Annotated in this window: 25 protein-coding genes and 1 tRNA gene; 13 read left to right on the top strand and 13 right to left on the bottom strand. The window is 63.9% G+C overall.

Going from position 1 to position 22,576, the window contains the following annotated elements; all coding sequences use genetic code 11:
- Positions 1 to 109: 109 nt before the first annotated feature.
- Complete coding sequence (gene mddA, locus IVA81_RS00430; protein ID WP_247310616.1) at positions 110 to 898, top strand: methanethiol S-methyltransferase; 789 nt, start codon at positions 110 to 112, stop codon at positions 896 to 898.
- 209 nt (positions 899 to 1,107) lie between these two features.
- Complete coding sequence (locus IVA81_RS00425; protein WP_247310613.1) at positions 1,108 to 1,530, top strand: GFA family protein; 423 nt, start codon at positions 1,108 to 1,110, stop codon at positions 1,528 to 1,530.
- 67 nt (positions 1,531 to 1,597) lie between these two features.
- Here IVA81_RS00425 and IVA81_RS00420 read toward each other — a convergent pair whose 3' ends face one another.
- Positions 1,598 to 1,822 carry a cysteine rich repeat-containing protein gene (locus IVA81_RS00420; RefSeq protein WP_247310610.1) on the bottom strand — a complete coding sequence of 75 codons (225 nt, stop codon included), beginning with the start codon at positions 1,820 to 1,822 and terminating at the stop codon, positions 1,598 to 1,600.
- 238 nt (positions 1,823 to 2,060) lie between these two features.
- Between IVA81_RS00420 and IVA81_RS00415 the strand changes: the two genes are divergently transcribed.
- Entirely contained in the window at positions 2,061 to 2,339 is a 279-nt protein-coding gene (locus IVA81_RS00415; RefSeq protein WP_247310606.1) for a hypothetical protein, read from the top strand.
- A gap of 136 nt (positions 2,340 to 2,475) precedes the next feature.
- Here the strand turns inward: IVA81_RS00415 and IVA81_RS00410 are convergent, their stop codons facing one another.
- Entirely contained in the window at positions 2,476 to 4,413 is a 1,938-nt protein-coding gene (locus tag IVA81_RS00410) for an ATP-binding protein (protein WP_247311162.1), read from the bottom strand.
- 17 nt (positions 4,414 to 4,430) lie between these two features.
- Positions 4,431 to 5,114, bottom strand: coding sequence for a response regulator transcription factor (locus IVA81_RS00405; protein ID WP_247310605.1), 684 nt, complete (start codon positions 5,112 to 5,114; stop codon positions 4,431 to 4,433).
- A 405-nt stretch (positions 5,115 to 5,519) separates the two neighbouring features.
- On the opposite strand from IVA81_RS00405, the gene IVA81_RS00400 reads away from it, so the two are divergent.
- The 4 genes from IVA81_RS00400 to IVA81_RS00385 all read left to right on the top strand — a co-directional run bounded on the left by IVA81_RS00400 (position 5,520) and on the right by IVA81_RS00385 (position 9,452).
- Entirely contained in the window at positions 5,520 to 5,933 is a 414-nt protein-coding gene (locus tag IVA81_RS00400) for a hypothetical protein (protein WP_247310602.1), read from the top strand.
- Between the two features lie 349 nt (positions 5,934 to 6,282).
- Positions 6,283 to 8,226: a serine hydrolase domain-containing protein gene (locus IVA81_RS00395; protein WP_247310599.1), complete on the top strand. Its 1,944-nt coding sequence runs from the start codon at positions 6,283 to 6,285 to the stop codon at positions 8,224 to 8,226.
- Between the two features lie 223 nt (positions 8,227 to 8,449).
- On the top strand, positions 8,450 to 8,635 hold the full coding sequence (locus tag IVA81_RS00390; protein WP_247310596.1) for a hypothetical protein: 186 nt from the start codon (positions 8,450 to 8,452) through the stop codon (positions 8,633 to 8,635).
- 310 nt (positions 8,636 to 8,945) lie between these two features.
- Entirely contained in the window at positions 8,946 to 9,452 is a 507-nt protein-coding gene (locus IVA81_RS00385; RefSeq protein WP_247310593.1) for a lipocalin-like domain-containing protein, read from the top strand.
- Between the two features lie 257 nt (positions 9,453 to 9,709).
- Here IVA81_RS00385 and IVA81_RS00380 read toward each other — a convergent pair whose 3' ends face one another.
- From IVA81_RS00380 to IVA81_RS00365, 4 genes are all read right to left on the bottom strand, one after another.
- Complete coding sequence (locus tag IVA81_RS00380; RefSeq protein WP_247310591.1) at positions 9,710 to 10,453, bottom strand: ABC transporter substrate-binding protein; 744 nt, start codon at positions 10,451 to 10,453, stop codon at positions 9,710 to 9,712.
- Positions 10,454 to 11,011: 558 nt separating this feature from the next.
- On the bottom strand, positions 11,012 to 11,239 hold the full coding sequence (locus IVA81_RS00375) for a hypothetical protein (protein WP_247310589.1): 228 nt from the start codon (positions 11,237 to 11,239) through the stop codon (positions 11,012 to 11,014).
- Between the two features lie 791 nt (positions 11,240 to 12,030).
- A complete protein-coding gene (locus IVA81_RS00370; RefSeq protein ID WP_247310587.1) occupies positions 12,031 to 12,333 on the bottom strand; it encodes a hypothetical protein in 303 nt (100 codons plus the stop codon).
- A gap of 191 nt (positions 12,334 to 12,524) precedes the next feature.
- Positions 12,525 to 12,609: transfer RNA gene (locus IVA81_RS00365), tRNA-Leu, on the bottom strand.
- A gap of 157 nt (positions 12,610 to 12,766) precedes the next feature.
- On the opposite strand from IVA81_RS00365, the gene IVA81_RS00360 reads away from it, so the two are divergent.
- Positions 12,767 to 13,321, top strand: a complete 555-nt coding sequence (locus IVA81_RS00360) for a disulfide bond formation protein B (RefSeq protein ID WP_247310583.1) — start codon at positions 12,767 to 12,769, stop codon at positions 13,319 to 13,321.
- A gap of 115 nt (positions 13,322 to 13,436) precedes the next feature.
- Here the strand turns inward: IVA81_RS00360 and IVA81_RS00355 are convergent, their stop codons facing one another.
- Together IVA81_RS00355 and IVA81_RS00350 are read right to left on the bottom strand one after the other, a co-directional pair.
- Entirely contained in the window at positions 13,437 to 14,522 is a 1,086-nt protein-coding gene (locus IVA81_RS00355) for an AbrB family transcriptional regulator (RefSeq protein WP_247310579.1), read from the bottom strand.
- 99 nt (positions 14,523 to 14,621) lie between these two features.
- Entirely contained in the window at positions 14,622 to 14,912 is a 291-nt protein-coding gene (locus tag IVA81_RS00350) for a PsiF family protein (RefSeq protein WP_247310577.1), read from the bottom strand.
- A gap of 202 nt (positions 14,913 to 15,114) precedes the next feature.
- On the opposite strand from IVA81_RS00350, the gene IVA81_RS00345 reads away from it, so the two are divergent.
- A complete protein-coding gene (locus IVA81_RS00345; protein ID WP_247310576.1) occupies positions 15,115 to 15,597 on the top strand; it encodes a hypothetical protein in 483 nt (160 codons plus the stop codon).
- Between the two features lie 54 nt (positions 15,598 to 15,651).
- On the opposite strand, the gene IVA81_RS00340 is transcribed toward IVA81_RS00345, so the two are convergent.
- Complete coding sequence (locus IVA81_RS00340) at positions 15,652 to 16,200, bottom strand: TetR/AcrR family transcriptional regulator (protein ID WP_247310574.1); 549 nt, start codon at positions 16,198 to 16,200, stop codon at positions 15,652 to 15,654.
- Positions 16,201 to 16,313: 113 nt separating this feature from the next.
- Between IVA81_RS00340 and IVA81_RS00335 the strand changes: the two genes are divergently transcribed.
- From IVA81_RS00335 to IVA81_RS00325, 3 genes are all read left to right on the top strand, one after another.
- On the top strand, positions 16,314 to 16,742 hold the full coding sequence (locus IVA81_RS00335) for an acyl-CoA thioesterase (RefSeq protein WP_247310572.1): 429 nt from the start codon (positions 16,314 to 16,316) through the stop codon (positions 16,740 to 16,742).
- Positions 16,743 to 16,745: 3 nt separating this feature from the next.
- Positions 16,746 to 17,198 (top strand): PaaI family thioesterase, encoded by a 453-nt coding sequence (locus IVA81_RS00330; RefSeq protein WP_247310570.1) that lies wholly within the window; start codon positions 16,746 to 16,748, stop codon positions 17,196 to 17,198.
- An 86-nt stretch (positions 17,199 to 17,284) separates the two neighbouring features.
- Positions 17,285 to 17,944 (top strand): DsbA family protein, encoded by a 660-nt coding sequence (locus IVA81_RS00325; protein WP_247310567.1) that lies wholly within the window; start codon positions 17,285 to 17,287, stop codon positions 17,942 to 17,944.
- 77 nt (positions 17,945 to 18,021) lie between these two features.
- Here IVA81_RS00325 and IVA81_RS00320 read toward each other — a convergent pair whose 3' ends face one another.
- The 3 genes from IVA81_RS00320 to IVA81_RS00310 all read right to left on the bottom strand — a co-directional run bounded on the left by IVA81_RS00320 (position 18,022) and on the right by IVA81_RS00310 (position 20,375).
- The gene (locus IVA81_RS00320) at positions 18,022 to 18,228 is read right to left on the bottom strand and encodes a hypothetical protein (protein ID WP_027573305.1); all 207 of its coding nucleotides are present in this window, start codon (positions 18,226 to 18,228) and stop codon (positions 18,022 to 18,024) included.
- Positions 18,229 to 18,309: 81 nt separating this feature from the next.
- Positions 18,310 to 19,380, bottom strand: coding sequence for a phospholipase (locus IVA81_RS00315; RefSeq protein ID WP_247310566.1), 1,071 nt, complete (start codon positions 19,378 to 19,380; stop codon positions 18,310 to 18,312).
- Positions 19,381 to 19,403: 23 nt separating this feature from the next.
- Positions 19,404 to 20,375, bottom strand: coding sequence for a S1C family serine protease (locus IVA81_RS00310; protein WP_247310563.1), 972 nt, complete (start codon positions 20,373 to 20,375; stop codon positions 19,404 to 19,406).
- Positions 20,376 to 21,060: 685 nt separating this feature from the next.
- On the opposite strand from IVA81_RS00310, the gene IVA81_RS00305 reads away from it, so the two are divergent.
- Positions 21,061 to 22,479, top strand: coding sequence for a M20 family metallopeptidase (locus tag IVA81_RS00305; RefSeq protein WP_247310561.1), 1,419 nt, complete (start codon positions 21,061 to 21,063; stop codon positions 22,477 to 22,479).
- Positions 22,480 to 22,576: the final 97 nt, after the last annotated feature.

The raw sequence follows: 22,576 nt of genomic DNA, 5'->3' as shown, positions 1-22,576 counted from the left end.
AAAGTCGTCTCAGGCGAAAATCAACTGTCTGCGAAAGTCTTGGGGCCGCCGATGCGGCAGGGTGCAGCGACCAATGAAGTGCCGGCGCTTTGGCACAACGGAGCTGTTTATGACCCAACTTGATCACCAGGTACATTCGATCGGCCCGGAGGTTACGGGCTCTCGCATTTTCAAGTTCATCGCCTTTCTGTACGGAATTGCGGCATATCTCGTGTTTTTCGTCACCATTCTCTACGCCATCGGCTTCGTCATGGGGGTGATGGTGCCCAAGACCATCGACACTGGAACCCAAACTCCGCCGGTGGAAGCCGTCATCGTCAATCTGCTCCTGATGTCGCTGTTCGCCATTCAGCACAGCGTGATGGCCCGCCAGCAGTTCAAGGCCTGGTGGACGCAGTTCGTCCCCAAGCCGGTCGAACGAAGCACGTATGTGCTGCTGGCGAGCCTGTCATTGCTGCTCCTGTTCTGGCAGTGGCGTCCGTTGCCTGCGGTCATATGGAACGTCGAGAATCCGGATCTTGCCGTGATGCTGGTCACGCTGTCCTTCGCCGGCTGGGTGCTGGTGTTCACCTCGACCTTCATCATCAACCATTTCGAATTGTTCGGATTGCATCAGGTGACCAACCATCTGGTCGGGAAGGAAATGACGCCGCCGCGCTTCAAGACGCCGCTGCTCTACAATTTCGTCCGCCATCCGATTTATCTCGGTTTCATCATTGCGTTTTGGGCGGCGCCGACCATGACTGCGGGCCATCTGCTGTTCGCGGTCGTCACCACGCTCTACATCTTCGTCGGCATCGCGCTGGAGGAGCACGACCTCGTCGCTCTCTTCGGTGACGAGTACCGGCAGTACAAACAACGGGTGTCGATGCTTATTCCCTGGCGCCGGTCACTCTAACCTCGGCGTGGCACTGCGCGCGTCCGCCGAACGGAGGACGCGTGGCCGCGCCGAGTGAGGTACGCGAGCGTCGCACCCATCCGTCCCCTCAACGTCCCCGGGGTGATTCCCCCGCCCCGACCTCTCCCCGCATCCCGCCTTTCCTGAAATTCGTGGAACGGGGCGCGGGGAGAGGATTTCTCCCCTTTCATCAAACGGAGTTCGACCAAATGAAACATGTCGGAAACTGCTTCTGTGGCGCGGTCACGATCGAGGTCACGGGTGCACCGGAGGCGATGGGCTATTGCCATTGCCGGTCCTGCCGCTCCTGGTCGGGTGGCCCGGTCAACGCCTTCAGCCTGTGGAAGCCCGAGGCGGTGCGCGTCACCGAAGGGGAGGAGAATGTCGAGACGTTTGCAAAAACGCCGCTCAGCCAGCGCAAATTTTGCAAGAAGTGCGGCGGCCATCTCATGACCAACCATCCGCCACTTGGCCTGATCGACGTCTTCACCGCCACCATCCCCACGCTCGCATTCGCGCCCGGCGTTCACGTCAACTATGCCGAGACCGTGCTGCCGATGCGCGATGGCTTGCCCAAGCTGAAGGATTTCCCGGCCGAGTTCGGCGGCAGCGGCGAGATGATGCAGGAGTAGCGGCGCGTTCAGGAGGGCGGCAGAGCGCCGCCCTCTCATCATTCTCCCAAGGGAGAAGGAAGAAAGACTAGCCGCCGCGCGATTCGACGACCTTGCGGCAGGAGTCCGAGAGCTTCGACTTGTTCTCGCGCAGGCACGCGTTCATCTGCGGCGGCTTGCCGATATGGTCGGCGCAGAATTTGCTGGCATCACCGCGGCAGGCCATTTGCTCCTGGACCGATGGGCCGGATTGCGCGACAGCGGGCAGGGCGGCAGCGGCGAGCAGCAGCGCGGCAACAACAGAAATCTTCATAAAGCACCTCTTTGGAATCGATGTTGGTCCCGACCGGGATCAATCGGGCCGGACCATCCCGCGAAGGACAGGCGCCGGTCCATGCCATGTTCATGGCACCGGCAAGCCCTCCCGGCCGCGGCATCCCCCATCTTCATGGCATGTCTCCGCGCGCCGTCTTTTGCCATTCAGGGCTGCACCTCGGCTGCGAAATCCGGTGATTGCATCGGGACGCCGAACGGAAGCAGGAGAGCGAAGGATGTCGAAGAGAGCTGGAGCGCTGAGCGCAGGGCTGGTCATGGCGCTGGCCGGCGCGGCGATGGTGTCGCTGGGCACGAGCCCGGCGCAGGCGGTGGTCTATTGCAAGACCGTCGGCGTGCCCAAGGGCTGCGTGGTGCGGCCGACTGCGGTGGTGGTGGGAGCCCCGGTCGCGAGGGCGGCGGTCGCGACGCCCGGCGTCGGTGCGCCCGGTGTCGGCGTGCGCGCGGGAACGCCGATGAATCGCGGCGGCCCGGTCAATCGCGTCGGCGTGCGCTGATATTTCCATTCGATTGAGTTGACTGCATCGCTTCGGGCCCAGGGCGCCTTGCGGACGAACCCCCCGTCCTCCGCAGGCAAGTCACCCGGCTCGTTCCCTCTCTCCGCGCGTCCCACACGTTCGGAGAGGGGGCTTTTCAGCCCGCGGCCGCGTCGCTGTCGGGAAAACTCTGCGGCAATTGCAGCCGCACGCGCGTCCCGGAAGCATCGGAACTCAGATCGAGCACCGCGCCGCAGCGCGCGGCGCGGCTTCTCATGTTGCGCAAGCCGCGCGCGGTCTGGCCCGCGCGCGCGGCCTCGCCATGGCCGCTCACCGCAAAGCCGTGGCCGTCGTCAGTCACGCTAATCACGCCGTACTGCCCCTGGTCCCCGTCCAGCGTGTCGATGGTAACCGCGATGCGGCGGGTCTGGGCGTGCTTGACCGCATTGGTCACGGCCTCGTCGAGGATGCGCACGATCTGGATGACGTGCCACGGCCTGAGCTCGGGATGCAGCGGCAGGCCCTGCGGCGTCGCCACGCGCCAGTCGAGCGTGATGTCGTGCGGCCGCAATTGTGCGCTCGCGCGTTCGCGCCAGGAGCCGAGGGCGAGCATCAGGTCGCCACCGATGTCGTCCATGGAATCGATGACAAGACGCAGATCCTTCAGCGCGGCACGGGCGGCGTCGGTGATGGTCGCGCCCTCATGGCCGCGCTCGGACAGAGCAACGATGCTGACGAGCTGGCCGCCGAGGCCGTCATGCAGGTCACGCATCAGGCGCGTGCGCTCGTTGGCGAGCGCGGCGGCGCGCGCGCGCTCCTCTTCGCGGGCAAAGCTCGCCTTCAGCCGCTCCTCGGCTTCGCGTACGCGCGTCACGAGCTGGCCGGCAAAGCTGTCGACCTGGTTCAGCGCACGGGCAAAGCGCCAGGTCAGCCCGGCGCCGATCGCGACCAGCATCGCCGAATAGGACAGGCGCGAGACGAAGATGCGATCGTTGCTCACGATCTCGAGCACCGTGAGCATGTCCTGGATCCAGCAGACCAGCACGATGGTCACCGCGCAGCCGATCGTGAAGCTCGCGGCGTCCTGCCGCCGCACCACGGCAGTTGCCGTGATGCAGGCCATCAGGACCAGGCAGAGCCCGACGGTGGGGATGCCGAGCACCAGAAAGAGGATGCGCGGCAGCGGCGGGCCTCCGATCAGTCCGACCGCGAACACGACGATTCCAGGCACGAACAGCAGCGTGGCGTAGCGCGGCCAGCGCCAGCCGAAAAACAGCACGCCGAAGACGACGATCAGCGCACTCTCTGTCGGGGCGGACGCCAGCAGCACGGCGGCGAGCCGCGATGTGACGGCCGGCGGCACCGGCGGGGGCGCGAACGCCTGCACCACGCCGAGCACCATCGCGGCCGCCAGCACGCCGTAGACCGGCTCATGACGCCGCATCAGCCACATGATCGCGAGGATGACGGCCAGGATCGACTGCCAGGCCGAGAACACCACCGGCAGAGTGACGAACAGCAGCGTGCGCGTCTCATAGGCCGGGCGCAACGCCGCGTCCGGGCCGACATACACCGTGTCGAGAAAGCCCTTCAACGGTCCCCATACGAACAGGCGCACCGTGATCTCGTTGGCGCCCTCGCGCAGCAGCGAGGTGGGGATGGCCGCGATCTGCGGCGTGTTGCGGTCGGGCCGGTTGGCATTGGCGTCGCGCCGGGAGTCGAGCACGACGACGCCGTCGACGGCGACCTCCACCGCATTGCTGAAGCGCGGCAGATAGACCGACCATCCCGACGCCGCTTCGCCGCGACGGAAGGTGAAGACGCCGGTGTAGAGCGGCGGATCGGCCAGGGAATAGCGCGACGCCGTGAAATGCGGCAGCGTCACCGGGTTCGTCACGCCGTCTTCCTGCAGTGAAAACCCGCTCAGCGCGAAATCGTCGGGGTCGCTCGGCTGCAGCAGCCGCAGCCCGAGAACGGTGGCGATCACGATCAGGGCCTGCAGCAGCAGATAGGGCACGAGGCGCGATGCGATCAGTCGGCGCCGCGGGCGCGGGGGTGCCTTTGTAGGTGCGTTCGTAGGTGCCTTTGCAGATATCTTGGCCGCGATCTCGCTCACAGCTTGATCAGGCCCTGCTGCACCGCCTCGAACACCGCTTCGCTGCGCGTATGCACCTCGAGCTTGCGATAGATGTTCTTGATATGGCCGGGCACGGTCTGCTTGGACAGGCCGAGATGGCTGGCGATCTCGGCATAGCTGAAGCCTTTGGCGATGCCCCAGAGGATGTCGATCTCGCGCGGTGTCAGCCTGGCCGTGTTGAGCGCGGGGCCCGGCGGCGGCTCTGCCGAACTCTGTGCGGCACCCTGCGTTCTGCGCACGATGAAACGCGCGATCGAGGCCGAGATCGGCGAATGGCCGGCGACGAGATCGCGCACGGTGGTGGCGATGTCGGTCGGGAAGGCGTCCTTGAGCAGATAACCGGTGGCGCCGACCGTGATCGCGGAGATCACGCTTTCCTCGTCGCCGAGTGCCGAGATCACCATGATCTCGGTGTCGGGAAAGCGCTGCCTCATCTCGCGGATCAGCTCGATGCCGTGGCCGTCCGGCAGCCGCAGATCGGTCAGCAGCACGCGCGGCGCGCCGCCGGCGAGAGCGGAACGGGCTTCACTGAGCGTGCCGGCGCTGCGCACCTCGTAGCCGGCCTTGACCAGCGCATCCTGCAGCCGCCAGCAGGTCGGCGCGTCGTCCTCGACGAGGAGGATGGTGATGGCTTCACCCGTCTCGCCCTGTTCGGTCATGATCATGGTCCCGCGACACGCGTGTCCCCCGCGGCGCAAGGGCAAGTTTAGCCGGAGCGGGGATGCGGGGACACCCATAATCATGGGGGCGGATCACTTGGTCCCGCGTCAGCGCGGGTGGGCAATCGCAGGGTTGCGCCTGAGCGAGAGCGCGGCCTCATAATCCGCACCGCATCCGGGGCGCGCATGCGGTCCGCTCTGGCTCTGGCAGTTCACCAGAACGTCCGAGCTGGGCCAATTTCTGCCTTAAACAGGCGCGGCAAAACATGCCAGCGCATGCTCCGGCGAATGTCGGTCCACGCCTGGGCGGGGTCAACGCTGCGCCGGTGAACCAGAAAGTCCTTGACGCGACAGAACACCATGGATTCGGAAGACTTTTGATTGGTAGATGGACGGAGCCGACCCGTGAAATTTTTGCTGAGAATTATGCTTGCAACCGCCCTCGTGAACCTTGCTCCAGCCGTCGCCGCGGCGCCGAAGAACGCCGTCGCTTCTCCTGCCTTGCAGAAGGAATTCGATGGCTTCATCGAGAAGTTTCGCGCGGCGCTGAGAACAAACGATTCCGCCGCCGTCGCCGGTATGACACGATTGCCGTTCATGAACGACAGCGCAATTCGCGACGCCGCGCAATTTCGCGCCAAGACCTATGCGAGCTCGTTCACGGCGAAAAATCGCACGTGTATCCAGCGCGGCAAGGCCATCTACGATCGCGATCAATACAAGAATGACTCTTACTTCGTCTTCTGCGGCGAGCTCATCTTCGTCTTTACCAAGACGCCGGCCGGGTTCCTTTTTACGGATATCAGCGTGAACGACTGATCAGGCAACAATGCTATCCACTGCCGCCGGATGTATGATCGGTCCCCCCGCTCAGCGGCATATTGGGTACAGCAACATGGGCGATGGGCCGACTCATCAACCGAAAGACTTGCCGCGAGGGTAACGATTCGGCTCAGCCCCCGATTAACGACATGCATACGGACAGCGGCGACTTCGCCTTCGGGTCAAAGGCAGAAGTGGCGGGTTGATGCCAGACGGTCGGCTAAGGGCCAAATCCGGAAGTGGCATTGCGGCGACGTGAGCGTTTGGCTATACCTATGGTTGTGATCTGGGTCCGAGCTCTTCGCTCCGATCATCCCGGTTTAGGATCGTCTGAAGGGTTTCCCCAATGAAAATTATTCAGGCATCGTGCATGGCCGCAATCACGCTCTGTCTGGCGGGTATCGCGCTTGCCGACGATTTGCAGACCATCGTCGATCCCGACAGTCTTGGCTTTTCGGCGCGGCGCCTGGCGCGCATGACGTCCTGGTTCGAGGCACAGAGCGAAAAAGGCGATCCCTCCGGTTTTGTCGTGGGGATCGCCCGGGGAGGCAAGCTCGCCTATTTGCAAGCCACCGGCTTCGAGGACCACGACAAAAAAACGCCGATGCGGCCGGATTCGATCTTTCGCATCGGATCGATGTCCAAGCAGATCACCAGCGTCGCCACCATGATGCTGGTCGATGAAGGCAAGCTCGAGCTTGACGCTCCCGTGGCGCAGTATTTGCCGGAGCTAAGGGATATGCAGGTCGTCAAAAAGGATCCGGTCACCGGTGATCCGATCCTCTCGGATCTTGCGCGGAAGATTTTTGAACCGGCGAAGCGTGCGATGACGATCCGGGACCTGCTGCGCAATACGTCCGGCCTCGTTTATGCCATGCCGGATTTCGCCGATCCTGGATTTGGCAATACGGCGATCCACGTGCTTTATGGCGCCAGGGCGCCGTTCCGACGCGACAAGCCTATCGCGGACTTCGTCGCGAGCCTCGGCGCCCTGCCGCTTCTGCACCAGCCGGGCGAAGTCTGGGAATATGCCATCGGCTACGACGTGCTCGGTCACGTCATTGAAGTCGTGTCGGGCCAGCCCTTCGATCAGTTTCTGCAAAGCCGCCTCTTCGCGCCACTGCACATGGTCGATAGCGGCTTCTCGGTACCGCAGGACAAGCTTGCCCGTCTCGTCGCCTTGCCGGGCGCGCAGCCCCAACCCCTTTCGGATGGCGACGTCGGCAAGCCGCAGACGTTCTTCTCGGGCGGCGGAGGCATCGTCTCCACGGTTCCTGATTTTCTGCGCTTCTGCCAGATGCTGCTCAACGGCGGCGAGCTTGACGGCGTGCGCATCCTGAAGCCTGAAACCGTCCGGCTGATGACGACGAACTCGCTGCCGCCCGACATGCACATCGCAGGACACGAGGTCGGCCCGGCTTTCGGAACGGGATGGGGACTCGGCTTCGCTGTTCGCACCGATCCGGATTTCAGCCTGATTCCGGGCGCAGTCGGCAGCTTCAACTGGCAGGGAAGCTGGGGTACGTTCTTCTCGGTAGACCCGGCGCAGAAGCTGATCCTCGTCATGATGATGCAGCGAAGCCAGTACAGCGAGAACGGATACTATTTCAATGCTATCCGGCGTCTGCCGTACACGGCGTTGAAGGTTCCTGAAGCCCCTATTCCTGTCGCGTCGGAGCGAGGCAATTCCGAAAACCTCGCCGAATATGTGGGGCGCTACGATTTCGGCGGGTCGACAAGTTCGCTGGATAGGCAGATTTTGGTCGCCGACGGTGACGGCTGGGTCGGGCTCGAGTCCGTTGCCGCGGAAACAGGCGGGCTTAGGGTGATCAAATTGGCCGACGCAGGCCCCGCCGCGAAGGGGGGCGTCCTCGCAGGAGACCTCATCACGGCTGTCGGGGGAGCTTCGATCAGGGGTGTCACCTTGGAAGCAGCACTTCACCGAATTTCAGGTCCGGCCTATACCGGGATCGAGCTCAAGATCATCCGCCAAAAGCGGAGTGATCCGTTCAACGTCAGCTTTACCCGGGAGGCGGTCCCCGCACACAGCGTCCAGCTTCGAGTCCGTCTCGCGAATGGCCAATTGGTCGTTGAAGCAACAGGCGGCTGGTCGATACTTGATTTTGACAAGGGCCAACCGACGCCCATGGCCGTTCTTTCGAGGGATGAATTCTACGTCCAGGGCGGCGATCATACGCGGATTGCCTTTACTCGCGATGGTGTTGGCAAAGTCAATGGCGCGGTTCTCAACTCGGGACCATCGAAACAGCGCGGCGCGCTCGCCCAATAAGCACAGCAGACGAAATGCCGGGAACTACTTCCGCTCAGGGTCACGGGCGGTAGTCGAGGCTAAACCAGCCCCGCGTCCGGTTTACCGCCGACAGCAGACGTGGCAATGGACGCCTCGTTGTTCGGCTAAGGGCCCAAAAGGAGACACCGAGGCTCAATTCTAAATGTGTCTTCAAGCTCCGATTAACGCGCCTCTGCCAATATGTCTCTGCAGCGAGGTTCGAATGCTGGAATGGCTGGATCTCAGTGGATTTGCGCCGCACTTGGCTCGCTTCCGCCGTTGGCTGGATAAAATGCCGAACCGCGAGTTCTCTGAACTTGGCGCTTGGGGTCAGTTTGGCCGCCTCACGCTGATGGTGGTTGTTGTTGGCTTGATTTGCGCACCAGCCATTTGGTTTCTTTCCAAATAGCAGCGTGCGGCGCATGAGCCAGCGAAGATACCGATCGCCAAGCCGACGAAGGCGGGCATGTCTCAAAGGTGCCACAAGCAGACATCGTGGCCCCTTTCGGGCGCCGCGAGAGATTGGTATCGTTTCCCTGCGACTTGCTAGCGGGACGCGCCGAAGTCCCGGTTTTTTGCGGCAGCGTTGGTGCCATCGGCCGGCAAGCACTCTGAAATAGAACATACCTTCGCTTGACGGGTCCGTTGGCACCCGCACAATTCGTCGGCGGCGACAAAGTTGCGTGTTGGTACGCTTTCAAACACTTCGGGAGGAGACTATGAAAAGCGTTTTGATGTCGGCAGTAGCTTTTGCGTTCCTTCTGACGACGATGCCGAAGCTCTCAGCGGGGGAGGATTTGGCGTCCTCGATTGTCGGTACGTGGAAGCTGACGAGCTTTGCTCGCAAGGAAGTGGCGACGGGTAAGATCGACCACGCTCCGTATGGCGAGCACGCGCGGGGTTACGCCTACTACACGAAGGGCGGCAATTTCCTTACCTTCACCGTGTCACAAGATCGGAAAAAGATCGAGAAAGTCGAGCCCACGGACGCGGAACGTGCCGAACTTTTCAAGAGCATGTACGCGTGGGGCGGAACTTATAAAACTGATGGCAGCAAGGTCATCTACAACGTAGATATCGCCTGGATTCAGTCATGGGTCGGCACCACCCGAACGTATCAGGCGGAGATGGCGGGAAATAAGTTAACGGTGACAACGCAGCCGTTCAAGAGCCCGGTAGATGGCCAGGACATTGTAGTTATCACCACCTACGACCGGGCCGAGTAGTTTCCGGTCGAACGCGCTAATTAACGGCATCTTGAGCGGGAGTGGCGGCTGGCTTCCCTGCACTCGTACGGCGGCACACCTATGTCGGTTTGCGGCGCAGCCAATTTCCCAGCCACAAGAATTCTGGAAGCGTGTCACTTCTGGACCTCGCGGTATTGTTAGGCATCGGTGGTATTGTTAGGCCTCGGTGAGGTGATCCCCCGCCCACCAAGAGCGAAACTCATCCACGGCGCTGCAGCCTTCTGATCTTCCTCGCCTCATTCGATCAGCGTGTCGGCTCGGATGAGCACCGAGTTAGGGATCGTCAGGCCGAGCGCCTTCGCAACAGGAAGGTTGATCACCATCTCCAGCTTGGTTGGAAACTCCACCGGCAGATTGGCCGGCGGGACACCGTGCAGGATTTTATCGACGAAATAGGCGGCGCGTGTAAAGCACGCGCGAAGGTCTACTCCATAGCTTATCAACCCACCGCTTTCGACATGCTGGCGATATCCGTAAATCGTTGGTACCCGGGCCGCTGCTGTCAATGCCGCAATTTTTTTTCGCTCGCTTAATAACATCGAGGTTTGCAGTACGATGATCAAGTCAACCCGCTGGCTGACCAGCGATTGGATGGCATGGTCGAGATCGCCCGGCGTGTCGGCTTCCGCCGCGACTACCATGATCCCCATTTTCTGGCCGGCATTCCTTAGCTCCTGCAACTGAGGTGGTGCCTTCGGATCAACCAAGTTGGCTAGCACCCCAATGTTGCCGGCACCGGGCAAGATTTCCCGCGCGAACTCCAACTGCTTAGCCGGCAGTCCCGGTACATACGGCGATATCCCCGTGACGTTGCCTCCCGGTCGTTCCTCGCTTTCTATCAGTCCCAGATGCACGGCATCGCCGAGGGCTGGCGCGACAATCGGGATTGTCGCGGTCGCTTTTCTCGCCGCAACAGCAGGGCCACTCCCAGGGGCAACGATTACGCGGGGGTTGAGACGGACTAGCTCGTCCGCAAGCACGGGCAGTCCTCCACGTACCCGTCGGCGAAACGATGCGTGAAGTCGAATTGTTTTCCCTCGACGTAGCTGAAGTCGCGCATACCTTCCAAGAAGGCTTCAACGAAAGTCCAGGAAGCGGTCCGCCCGCCCCCTGAAACCCATCCGATAAGAGGACGCGTGGTCGCAGCTTGACCAATCGCGGAGCGTGGCCACGCCGTCGCCGCATAACAGAGTATGGTGATGAATTCGCGCCGCCTCATGGAGCCTCCGCGCGGAATGCCCATTCAGTTGCGACCAAAGGCTACCACATCGACAGGTCAGGAACTACAGACACATGCGCACATTTGCCGAAACACGGCCCGTGGACCACTTTGGCGGAGATCAAGCGCCGACCCAGAAAGGGCCGCCAACGGCATTGGACTCGTGCTTGCCGAGCCGCTGCTCGCCCGTGCCGACGAGGTCATCGAATAATGTGAAGTGACTTCCGCTAAGGGGCACAAGCTGCCGATCCTGATCACGTGGGGCGACTTCCGCTTTGCTCTACGGACCCGACGTTTAGGAGCGCACACCTAGCCCGGCTCACGAAAGATCAACGCGCGGCGGCGGATAGCGCCGGGCCAGCGCCGACAACGTCAAACGCCGTTCGTCCTGCGGCAGTTCCAGATAAGCCAGCACGAGCGGTCGCTTCCAGTCGCCGACGCCGAAATCCATGGCCGTCCATTTCTGCGGCTCGGGGCCTTCGAGGCCTCGCACCCAGACGAAATAGCGGGGGAGGTCCTCGGCGTCTGTCGTGCGTGTCCTGGCCATCAAACTGTCCACTGCATCCCATCGGTTGTCACAGGATATAGGGAGTGGCGCGGGGAAGTCGAACGTGGCGCGGCGGTTCGCTTGCTAAGACAGCCGCGGGCGGCAGGCTCCGCGCGCCTCGTCCTTCGAGACGCCCGCAAGGCAATCCTCTCAGGTGCGATCGCCTGCCGTCGTAAGCAAACTCCGGACGCCAACAGTCTCCGCCCCAAAATTCTGCTTGACCGAATTTCGGAAATGTCGTATGTCCTCGCCATCCCGGCCCATGGAAAAGGGGCGTTTCGCGATCGTCACGATACGCGGGCGGGGTGGCGGTGGACGTGGAGCGCATCGGCGCGCCAGCAATCGCAGGGCGGGCTTGCCCGTGAGCGGTTGAGCAGCGCGCACACGACCGGTGCGGTCCGCGTACGGCAAAAGCGTGTCGTCCTGACGACCGGGGTCTGTGCGTCAAGGCTTGCGGTGATGTAGCTGCCCGACCGGGCGTGCGCATCAGCCATCCGCAAGGCGACGGGGGCAATAGTGCATCGCTCCCCGGGGAGAGCGCGCCATAAGCCGTCAAACCACTGCGCAGGGAAAGGCCGGGATGTCTGGGCTGCCCTGTATGCCGCTGTGCATTTGTTTTCGCGCAATTTGCGCACAGCGGACCGCGGGTGCCAGCCGGCGCCCGGCCTTCCCTGCGCCCTTCCAAGGAAGGGGCGTCAAGAGAAGCACAAGACTCGGGCGTCAGGCGCCGCGAGGCTGTAGCGGCGTGTCTTGCTGTTTGAAACCTTAAACGTGCCCGCTCGTCCTACCGATCAGCGCCACAATTCGCAGGTCGCCACGCGGTTGATGTCGGTGAGGCGGCGAGTGGCGTCGCCGTGCAGATCGAGGCTTTCGACCAGGCTCAACAGGCGATGATAGGCGCCATCGGCGACCTCGACCGGCAGCGGAGCTTCGTCAAAGGCCTCGACATAGCTGCCGACGACACCGCTGAGCAGGCGGCACAGCCCGCGCTGCGCAGGATCGTGCCGGCCGAGCGTCTCGAGCTTTTGCTGAAAGGTCTGGAAGGTCCGCAAACCGTGGTGCTGTTGCGAAAGCCACGCGTGCAGGTCGTTCATATGAGCTCCTTCGAGTTACGGAAGAAGCTACCGGTTTATACAGGGGGGATACGGGGATGGCTAGGGGAGGGGAGAGCGGGACCGCTGAGACAGTCCGCCTTCGCCAAGGCTTCGGCGCGACAGCCTTCGCCGCTTCGCATGGATGGAATTGCGCCTGGCTTGCCTGGCCGTAGCTGCGAAGCAGCGAAGGCTGGTGCCCCTGGCCGGAATCGAACCAGCACTCCTTGCGGAACTCGATTTTGAGTCGAGCGCGTCTACCAGTTCCGCCACAGGGGCCCTCGGTCGGCCCTTGAGGGGAGCGTCGCGAAGCCGGCGGACTATAGCCATGGACAATGCGGGGTCAACCCGCGCCAAAGTGATCCCGCCCATTCTCGACAGCCGCATGGACCGGAGCTAGAGGCTTAAGGGCGCGACCCATCGGAAAGAGGCTGCCGTGACGACCCAGAGTGCCGCGATACCTGCGTTCAAGCCGGCTGCCGGCGGCTCTGCGCTGACGGCCTCGCTGCTCGTGACGTTGATCGCGGCTGCGACCATCGCGGGCGCCTGGTTCTTCCAGCTCGTGCTGGAGATCCTGCCCTGTCCGCTCTGCCTGGAGCAGCGCTACGCCTATTACCTCGCGATTCCGCTCGGTGCGCTCACGGCGATTGCGGCACGAGCCGGCGCGCCGCGGCCGCTGCTGCTGGCGGGGCTCGCGATCCTCGCGCTGGCGACGTTCGCCAATGCCGGTCTCGGCGCCTATCATTCCGGCGTCGAATGGGGGTTCTGGAAGGGGCCGACCGATTGCACCGGTCCTATCGTCAACCTCGGCAACGCCGGCGATCTTTTTTCAAAGCTCGACACCGTGAAGGTGGTGCGCTGCGACGAGGTGCAGTGGCGCTTCCTCGGCCTCTCGCTCGCCGGCTACAACGGGCTGATCTCGCTGCTCATGGCTGCGATCGCGGCGTGGGGATTTGTGCGGACGGCGAAGCGCCAGGGTGAGCTGCCGTAGGGTGGGCAAAGCGCAGCGTGCCCACCACTCTTAGTGACATCGCATGGTGGGCACGGCGCTCATGCGCCTTTGCCCACCCTACGAGAGCGGAGCCGGTTACGCGAGCCGCGCTCCTTCAATCATCGACATCGTCCTGCGTGCGTCCGAACAGATGCACGATGCCCGGCGTCGCAATCGTCACGAACACGAAGCGCGACAAATGGTGAGCGCCGACGAAGATCGGGTCGATGTGCAACGTCAGCGCCAGGGCCAGCATGGCGTCCATCGCGCCCGGCGCGAAGGCGACGACGACGTCGGAGAATTTGACCTGCGTGGTCAGCGCGACGATGCCGACGAAAATGGCGGAGACGGCGATCGCGACCGTGAACGAGCCCAGTGCCGCGTTGATGTGGCCGGCGAGGGTCTTGATCCGCATCCGCGCGAAACGGCTGCCGATCAGCGCGCCGATCCCGACCAGCGCCACGCCGCGTCCCCAGTCGGGCAGGCCGCCCTCGACCCAGCCGGCGCCATGCAGCACGCTGGAGGCGATCATGGCGCCGAACATCCAGCTCGCCGGAAACTTGATCAGCCGCAGCAACAGCGCCATGCCCAGCGAGGCCGCGACCAGCTCCACGAGGCCGAGCGGCGAGGCAATCGTCGTCGTCAGCGACGGCGCGGCAGAGGGCGCCACGCCCGCAATCGCGAGCACCATCGGCAGCGCTGCGGTGAGGATGATGACGCGCATGGTCTGCACCACCGCGATGCCCGGCAGGTCGGCGCCGCGCTCGACCGCCAGGATCGTGATCTGCGACAGCGCGCCGGGGCTGCCGGCAAGGAAGGCCGAGGTGCGGTCCCAGCCATGGACGCGCTGGAGGTAATAGCTCGAGCCGAAGGTCGAGCAGAAGGTTGCGAGCGCAAGCAGCCCGATGGTGAGGGGATAGGCGCCGACCTGTTGAAGCAGATGGCGCGAGACCACCGAGCCCAGCGAAATGCCGAGCAGCACCAGCACGGTCTGGGTCAGGAGCGGCGGCAGCGACAATTGGCGGCCGGCGATTGCGGCGATCCCGACCGCGATCATCGAGCCCGAGATCAGCCCGCCGGGAAGGCCGGCGAGCAGAAACGCCAGGCCTCCGGCCGTGCCGATGACGAGCGTCTCCGCCGTGCTCAAGATCTTGGCACGGCTGGGCCATTCGAACGGCGGGGAGGCGGTGATTTGCTTCACGCCGCCTTATCGCAAATCAGCGAGAGGCGCACAATTGCAGGCTCGTCATGCCGCAATGCGTGCGCCTCTTCCCGAGGCTCGTGGAGGATCGCGAGAGACTTATTTCTTGTCGGCGGCGGGGGCGCCGGGCGCGGCGGGCGCCGCGGTGCCTGCCCTCGCTTCCTTCTTGCACTCGCGGCGGAATTTCTTGCGCTCCTTGCCCTTCAATCCCTTGGCGTCCGCCTGCTTGGAGCATTCGAGCGATTCCGCCGAGCGCTCCTTCGGCGCCTTCCTGTCGGCAATGGCGGCTGCATCGGGCTTGGTTGCCGGCGCGGCGGTCTGCGCGAAGGCGGCGCCGCTGGCGAGCAGGGAGGCGAGGGCGATTGCGGCGAGGCGGGACGCGAGGGTCATGATGTTGCACTCATCTTGCGAGAATTGCGAAGGGCTGCGAACGTCGGCTCGCGTTGCTGAACGCGACATGAATGATGAGAACGACACGATCACTATATTTTGCCGGCCTAATGCATCGCATCCTTGTCGCAAGCGGCCGGCACGCTAGGATAGTATTGTTCGTTTCACTTCCGTCGAGGAAGTCCAAGGAGGAGACCTAGGGATGACCATCCAATCGAAATTGCTGTGCGCGATTGCTTTGTCGGGATTCGCTGCGCTCACGGTGTCGGCGCCAGCGCAGGCGCTGACGTCGCAGGAGTGCAGCGCGAAATACCAGGCGGCCAAGAAGGACGGCTCGCTCGGCACCACGAAGTGGAATGACTTCCGCAAGGCCCAGTGCGGCGCGGATGCGACTCCGGCTGCAGCGCCGGCTGCGGCCGCGCCCGCAGCTCCCGCCGAGCCGAAGCAGGCGAAGAAGGAGGCCGCGCCCGCCGCCGCGCCGACGCTGCCGGCCGGACCGGCGATATATCCGAACGCGGTCGATCCGAAATATGCCAAGGAGACCGCCGGCAAGGCCCGCCTGCACACCTGCGTCGACCAGTACAACGCCAACAAGACCACCAACGGCAACGGCGGCCTGAAGTGGATCCAGAAGGGCGGCGGCTATTACAGCGAATGTACCAAGAAGCTGAAAGGCGCCGCCTGAGCTTCGATCTAACGCGACAATGCGAAGGCCGGAGCAAAGCTCCGGCCTTTTCGCCTAGTCGAGCAGCTTTTCGGCCGATTTCGCCACCAGTTGCGCCCGCTTGCGCGGGCCGCGCTCGACGAACAAGAGGCTCTGGCCGAAGATGAAGCAGTAGAACAGGAAGGCCTGCGCCTCGGCCTCCTCGGCTGCAAGCCCGGTCGCGCGATAGAGCTCGGCCACGTGCTTGAGCCGCGCGGCGTCGACGCCCGCCACCGCCGCCGCGGCACTCTCGTCCGAGCGGGCCCATTGCCGGATCGCGAGCTCGATCGCCATGGCTTCCGGATTGAGCCGCTCCGAATAGAGCTGGATCACCGCCTTCAGCCGTTCGCGGGGCTCTTGACCGTCGAGGCGCGTCTGCTGCGCGATCGAGGCTGCGCGCCCCTCGCGCCAGCGTTGCAGCATGGCGTCGAGCAGCGCGGCGCGGTCGGCGAAGCGGCGGTAGAAGCCGCCCTTGGTGACGCCGAGGCTCTTGGCGAGGACCTCGACCCTGACACCCTCGACCCCCGAGCGGGCGAGCTCGGCAAATCCCGCCTCGACCCAGACATCGCCCTTGCCGTCGCTCATGAAGGAAGCCTCGCCGATTCTTGATACGGTGCCGTATTGCTACCGCGACGGAGCCCTGATACGCTACCGTATCAAGAAGCCCCCAAAGGCAGAACAGGGCAGGAGGAATTGCGATGGAGCAGGAGGCGACCTATCGCGGCACGGTCTATCCGTGGCAATGCGATCATGTCGGCCACATGAACATCATGTGGTATGTCGGCAAGTTCGACGAGGCCAACTGGAATCTGTTCGCCCGCCTTGGGCTGACGCCCAGTTACTTGCGCAGTTCCGGCCGCGGCATGGCGGCGGTGCAGCAGAACATCACCTACAAGCGCGAGCTGCTCGCCGGCGACATCGTCGAGATCCGCAGTCACCTGCTCGAGATCAGCGACAAATCGATCCGCTTCAGGCACGAGATGAGGAATGCCGAGACCGGCGAAATCGCCGCGACTTGCGAGATTACCGGCGTGCACATGGATCGTGGGCTGCGGAAGTCGGCGCCGTTCGCGGATGCCATCCGCCAAACCGCCTTGAGGCATCTTGCCGAACCGGCCGAGGTCTGAGCCATGGCGGCGTTCGAGCCGAAAAATCCGGGCTATCGCGCGGCTGCCATTGCCTTGTTCGACGGTCAGCCGGCGATGCGCACGCTCGGCATCGTGATCGTCCGCCTTTCGCCGGGCGCGGTCGAATTGGCAATGCTGCATTCGCCGGCCTTCACGCAACAGAACGGGTTTGTCCATGCGGGCATCATCACGGCAGGCCTGGACAATGCCTGCGGTGTCGCCGCCTTCACTCTGATGCCACCTGAGGCCGACATCCTCACCGTCGAGTTCAAGACCACGCTGCTTGCGCCCGCCCGCGGCGAACGCTTCGTCTTCAAGGCCGAGGTGGTCAAGCCCGGCCGCACGCTGACCTTCTGCGAAGCCAGGGCCTTTGCCGAGCACGAAGGCAAGACCACGCTGATCGCCACCATGACCGGAACGCTGATGGCGATGCTGCCCGTGCCTAGCACGCGATGACATCGTGCCCGCAACGCTCTATATGAGCGTAACAATTCCCGGTCCCGATCCGTATTCGGGGAGATGGGACCGAAACGGGACGAGATATGGCTGAATCCGGAAATAAGGGCTTGATGCCGACGCGGCGCGCGGCGCTCACGCTGATCGGGGCGGGCGTCCTCGCGGCGGGCCGCATCACCTCGGCGCGGGCAGCCGCCGATAATGACGAGGTGCTGACCGAAGCCAAGGTGCTGCGCGATCCCGACACGCCCGTCGCCGGCAATCCCAACGGCAACGTCACCATCGTCGAATGGTCCGACTACAATTGCCCCTATTGCCGCAAGCTCGAGCCCGAGCTGCGCCAGGTCGTCCAGGACGACGGCAAGGTGCGGCTGGTGATGAAGGATTGGCCGATCCTCGGGCCGGTCTCGGTCACGGCGGCGCGGACCGCGCTCGCGGCGAAATTCCAGGACAAGTACCACCAGGCCCATGACGCCTTGATGGGCGTCAGCTCACGCCTGACCGAGCCGCGTATCAACGAGCTGCTCGCGGCCGCCGGCGTCGACATGGATCGCCTGAAACGCGATCTTGCCGACCATGGCAGCGACATCGACGCCCTGCTCAAGCGCAACAACGAGCAGGCTGAAGCCTTCGGTTTCAGCGGCACCCCATCCTTCATCGTCGGCAAGTACCGCGTACCCGGCGTGCTCAGCATGACCGAGTTCGAGCAGGTCATCGCCGATGCCCGCAAGGCCAAGATGAACTGACGCGCAGCGTTGATCGTAGCCAACACAAAGGCGCCGCCGCGAATCCGCGACGGCGCCTCGTTCATGATACGGCATCGTTACTTCGACGAGATCCGGACCCAGTCCTTGTGCGCGCGATCGCGCAGCGCATCCCAATCCGCCTTCGCCACGTCCCAGTTCACGATGGTGCGATTGGTGATCGCCACCTCGCCATTGGCGACCGATGACGTCTGCATGGAATCATAGACGTAGACGCCGCCCGCAAGCAGCAGCGCGCCCAGGATCATTCCGAAAAAAGTCTGCATGGCGAACCTCCGGTGACCGGCAATAACGTCGGCCCGGACTGATGGTTCCGTGGCAGTGCGGCGCCGGTAAGGACGGGTTGTTCATCCCGCATTCAGCCACGCCAGCAGCTCCGCGTTGATCTCGCGCGGGTAGGTGTGGCTGAGGTCGTCGATCTCGCGATAGGTAACATCGGCGCCGGCCGCTGCGAGCGCCGCCTGCGTCTGGCGCGCGGTCTGCACGGGAAACATCCAGTCGAGCTTGCCGTGTGTGATGAAGACAGGCAAGCGCTGGAGGCGCGTGGCGTCTGCCATCTCCGCCATCAGCGGATGGAAGGTTGCGGACACCGGCGCCAGATGGGTGAAGGGCGAGGCGCCGTCGAGACCGGTGACGTAGCAGAAGGTGCCGCCGTCGCTCATACCGGTCAGCAGCATGCGCGAGGCATCGACGGTCCAACGGCCGCGCACGGTCTCGAGGATGCGCAGTAGATTGGGCGTATCGGCATCGTCGCCCATCAGTGCCCAGGTCGGGCCGGTCGCGGTTGGCGCCACCAGGATCGCGCCGAGACTGCGGGCGTCGCGCAGCCAGCTCCACAGAAAGCCGCGTCCGTTGCCGCTGCCGCCATGCAGCGCCATCACCAGCGGCATGGCGCGATCGGCCGTGTAATATTCGGGCACATAGACCGAGAAGCCGCCGCGGCTGCCGGGTTCGTTGTGGTCGTGGAAGATGCCGGTGTGCTCGCTTGCACCGACTTCCAGTCGCGACAACAGGTCCGCATTTTCGCGATTGGCGGCGTTGAGGAAGAAGCTGCTCACGGGCGGAAATTGCAGCGCCAGCGGATAGAGCGCCTCCTGCGCGCGCGGCAGGTGGCGCAGCGCGCGGAAGACCGCGACGAGATCGCCATTGCCGCGCTCGACCTCGCGGATGCCGGCAAAGGCGGCGAGCGTCTCGTCGCAGGCGCGATCCAGTCGCTCGCGCAAGCCGGCGAACTGGTCCGGCCAGTCCCCGATCGCAGTGCGCGCGGCCTGCAGTGCCTCGTCCGGCGTGCCGATCGCGTTCATGACGGAAGCAAAGGCCGGCGGATGCAATTGCCTTTGGAAAAATCCAAGAGCTTCCAGCGCATTGAGCAGTGGTGGGAGCACGGCCACGATGTCGTCCACCACGGCCTCGGTCATTGCGGATCCCTTCAGCGTGGATTTCAATGCAGCTTCGGCGCCTTCAGGAGCTTGAAGCGGTCGGTCGATGTCACCGTGACGTCGAAGGTGACGCCTTGGTGATGCACGGTCAGCGGCACGTCGACGCCGGCGGCGCCGAGCGACCACATCTTCTTGTAGAAGGCGGTCTGGCTCGTGACCTTGTCGCCGTCGACGGCGAGGATGATGTCGTCGGTCTTGAGCTCCGCGCGCGCCGCCGGACCGTTGGCGGAGATCCCGATCACCACCACGCGGTTGTCGATCTCGGTCGAGTAGAGCCCGAGCCAGGGCCGCGCCGGCTTGTTGACGCGACCGAACTTGCGCAGATCGTCCAGGATCGGCTTCAACAGGTCGATCGGCACGATCATGTTGACGTGCTCGGCCTTGCTGTCGCGTTCACGCTCCAGCTGAAGCGAGCCGATGCCGATCAACTCGCCGCGCTCGTTAAGCAGCGCGGTGCCGCCCCAGTTCGGATGCGCGGGATGGGTGAAGACGGCTTCGTCCAGCAGATATTCCCAGTAACCGGCGAATTCCTGCTTGGCCACGATCTGGCTCGCGACCGAGCGCGTGCGGCCGCCGGCGCCGCCGACCACGACGCGGTCGCCGATCCGGCTTTCCGCCGACGAGCCGAGCGGCAGCGGCTCGACGTCGAGCGGGCCGAGCGCCTGCACCAGCCCGAACCCGGTCTCGGAATCGAAGCCGAGCGCATGACCCTCCACCACGCGTCCGTCGGCGCGGTGCAGCCAGACCGACTCCGCCTCAGTAATGAGATAACCTATCGTGAGCACGAGGCCGTCGTCGATCACGACCCCGTTGCCGGCCCGTTCGGTGCCCAGCGTCTCGGCGCTGAAGGCGTCCGGCGGGATGATGGCATGCAGGCCGACAACGGATGCGAGCGCGCGGTCGAGATCGAAACCGTAGTCGCCCGCACGCGGCTGATTGGCCGGCGGCACTCTCCATTCGGTCAGGGCGGGCATGGAGTTCTCCTGGCTGAGTGCATCGCTCCGCCGTGTCTAGCGGAACGACGCGCGAAGCACGAGCAATCTAAGCTGCGGACGGGCGAGTTTAAAGGCTTGCCGAGATCATTCGCACCGGATTGGGGCGCAGCCTGCACGAACAGAGGCAGGAACAAGCCCTGAATCCGTCTCACTTTCCAATCCGCCGGCGCTCGCTTGCCGAGCGGCCACGCCGCAGTCGAGGCGCCTTCGAGGTGGGCCACCCATCATGTCGATTGCCCGCGCGGTCTTTCTTTCACGTGACTGCTGTTGGGTGCAGCCGGAGTTGGAAAGATATTGTCGGGCACGTGCGTCAGTAGGCGATCGAAGAGCGACTCGCTTCCATCGATGCGATGCACGACGCCTATGCGGCCGCAGTGGCGGAGCACCTTGCGCGCGTTTACGGATTACGAATACCGGAATGGACCGAGGTTCACGGCGACGGGCTTCGCGAACCGTTCTTCGCAGGCGGTCTACAATCTCTCAAGGGGGTGCTCGTTGCACGCCATCAAGGCCGAGAATGTAGTCGGGGTGCCGTGTTGCGTTAGACCGCGCCCTGAGACCCTGTCGGCGCCGCATGGCTGATGTCCTCGCCGCTGCTAGGCGGGGTTCGCCGAAGCTGCTAACCATTGCCGCTTCGTTTGACCAAGGGATCACGGATCGAAGCATGGACAACCGCAGCGACATCTGGCGTGGCGTCGACACGATCAAGGCGCGTTTCATCGACCTCAGCGACAAGGTCTGGGGCATGCCCGAGGTGTGCTACACCGAGGCGCGGTCCGCCGCCGAACATCTCGCCGAGCTGCGTCATCAGGGTTTCCGCATCACAGAGAACGTCGCCGGCATTCCGACCGCGGTGATGGGCGAGTGGGGCGAGGGCGGTCCGGTCATCGCCTTCATGGGGGAATACGACGCGCTGCCGGGCCTCAGCCAGGAAGCGGGTGTCGCCGAGCATCGTCCAGTCGAAGCCGGCGGGCACGGCCACGGCTGCGGTCACAATCTGCTCGGTTCCGCCGCGCTGCTCGCCGCGACCGCGGTGAAGGACTGGCTCGCCGAAAACAAGGTGCCCGGTCGCGTGCGCTACTACGGCTGCCCGGCCGAAGAAGGCGGCGCGGCAAAGGCCTTCATGGTGCGGTCCGGCGCGTTCGAGGACGCCGACATCGCCATCACCTGGCATCCGCACAGCTTCTGGGAGGTCGCGGTGACGCCGTCGCTCGCCAACACGCGTGCGGACTTCATCTTCACTGGCCGAACCTCGCATGCCGCGGCCTCCCCGCATCTCGGCCGTTCCGCGCTCGATGCGGTGGAATTGATGAATGTCGGCGTGAACTACATGCGCGAGCACATGCCGAGCGACGCGCGCGTGCATTACGCGCTGCTCGACACCGGCGGCATCGCGCCCAACGTGGTCCAGGCCCATGCACGGGTGCGCTATTCGATCCGTGCCCGCGATCTTCCCGGCATGAACGAATTGGTCGGACGCGTGAGCAAGATCGCTGAGGGCGCGGCGCTGATGACCGAGACCAAGGTCGAGATGAAGATCATTTCCGCGGTCTCCAACATCCTCCCGAACACGCCGCTGGAGCAGGCGCTGCACCGGGTCATGGAAGAGCTCGGACCGCCGCATTTCGACGAAGCCGACAAGAGCTTTGCCGGCCAGATCCGCGCGACGCTGAGCGACAAGGACATCGCGTCGGTCTATTACGCGATCGGCATGGAGCAGACCGACCGGCCGCTGGCCGACTTCCTGGTGCCGCTCGATGCCAAGCGCAATCCACTGGTCGGCTCGACCGACGTCGGCGACGTCAGCTGGGTGGTGCCGACCGTGCAGGTTCACGCACCCACGGTTGCAATCGGCACGCCCTTCCACACCTGGCAGGTGGTGGCGCAGGGCAAGAGCCCGCATGCCCACAAGGCCATGGTGCAGGCGGCCAAGGCGATGGCCGGTCTCGGCATTAAGGCACTGACGGATCCGGCGCTGATCAAGGCAGCCAAGGCCGACCTGAAAAAGCGGACGGCCAAGACGCCCTATGTCTGTCCGCTGCCGGATCATGTTGGGCCGCCGCTCGACATGTCCGTCGCGTAGAATTTCGCCTCGATACTTCGTCTGATCCGGCGAACAAATTTTTCGCACTGCAGCGTGCAATCCAGCATGTTTTGATGCTGGATTGCCGAACGGATGG

The organism is Bradyrhizobium sp. 141 (genome assembly GCF_023074055.1).
Classification (GTDB): Bacteria; Pseudomonadota; Alphaproteobacteria; order Rhizobiales; family Xanthobacteraceae; genus Bradyrhizobium.
Note: the sequence above shows the minus strand (reverse complement) of the source record. Positions and strands in the feature narration are given on the sequence as shown.

Coding starts and splice junctions, on each gene's coding strand:
- mddA (WP_247310616.1), top strand. CDS start 110: ATGACCCAACTTGATCACCAGGTACATTCGATCGGCCCGGAGGTTACG.
- IVA81_RS00425 (WP_247310613.1), top strand. CDS start 1,108: ATGAAACATGTCGGAAACTGCTTCTGTGGCGCGGTCACGATCGAGGTC.
- IVA81_RS00420 (WP_247310610.1), bottom strand. CDS start 1,822: ATGAAGATTTCTGTTGTTGCCGCGCTGCTGCTCGCCGCTGCCGCCCTG.
- IVA81_RS00415 (WP_247310606.1), top strand. CDS start 2,061: ATGTCGAAGAGAGCTGGAGCGCTGAGCGCAGGGCTGGTCATGGCGCTG.
- IVA81_RS00405 (WP_247310605.1), bottom strand. CDS start 5,114: ATGACCGAACAGGGCGAGACGGGTGAAGCCATCACCATCCTCCTCGTC.
- IVA81_RS00395 (WP_247310599.1), top strand. CDS start 6,283: ATGAAAATTATTCAGGCATCGTGCATGGCCGCAATCACGCTCTGTCTG.
- IVA81_RS00390 (WP_247310596.1), top strand. CDS start 8,450: ATGCTGGAATGGCTGGATCTCAGTGGATTTGCGCCGCACTTGGCTCGC.
- IVA81_RS00385 (WP_247310593.1), top strand. CDS start 8,946: ATGAAAAGCGTTTTGATGTCGGCAGTAGCTTTTGCGTTCCTTCTGACG.
- IVA81_RS00375 (WP_247310589.1), bottom strand. CDS start 11,239: ATGGCCAGGACACGCACGACAGACGCCGAGGACCTCCCCCGCTATTTC.
- IVA81_RS00370 (WP_247310587.1), bottom strand. CDS start 12,333: ATGAACGACCTGCACGCGTGGCTTTCGCAACAGCACCACGGTTTGCGG.
- IVA81_RS00350 (WP_247310577.1), bottom strand. CDS start 14,912: ATGACCCTCGCGTCCCGCCTCGCCGCAATCGCCCTCGCCTCCCTGCTC.
- IVA81_RS00345 (WP_247310576.1), top strand. CDS start 15,115: ATGACCATCCAATCGAAATTGCTGTGCGCGATTGCTTTGTCGGGATTC.
- IVA81_RS00340 (WP_247310574.1), bottom strand. CDS start 16,200: ATGAGCGACGGCAAGGGCGATGTCTGGGTCGAGGCGGGATTTGCCGAG.
- IVA81_RS00335 (WP_247310572.1), top strand. CDS start 16,314: ATGGAGCAGGAGGCGACCTATCGCGGCACGGTCTATCCGTGGCAATGC.
- IVA81_RS00330 (WP_247310570.1), top strand. CDS start 16,746: ATGGCGGCGTTCGAGCCGAAAAATCCGGGCTATCGCGCGGCTGCCATT.
- IVA81_RS00325 (WP_247310567.1), top strand. CDS start 17,285: ATGGCTGAATCCGGAAATAAGGGCTTGATGCCGACGCGGCGCGCGGCG.
- IVA81_RS00320 (WP_027573305.1), bottom strand. CDS start 18,228: ATGCAGACTTTTTTCGGAATGATCCTGGGCGCGCTGCTGCTTGCGGGC.
- IVA81_RS00315 (WP_247310566.1), bottom strand. CDS start 19,380: ATGACCGAGGCCGTGGTGGACGACATCGTGGCCGTGCTCCCACCACTG.
- IVA81_RS00310 (WP_247310563.1), bottom strand. CDS start 20,375: ATGCCCGCCCTGACCGAATGGAGAGTGCCGCCGGCCAATCAGCCGCGT.
- IVA81_RS00305 (WP_247310561.1), top strand. CDS start 21,061: ATGGACAACCGCAGCGACATCTGGCGTGGCGTCGACACGATCAAGGCG.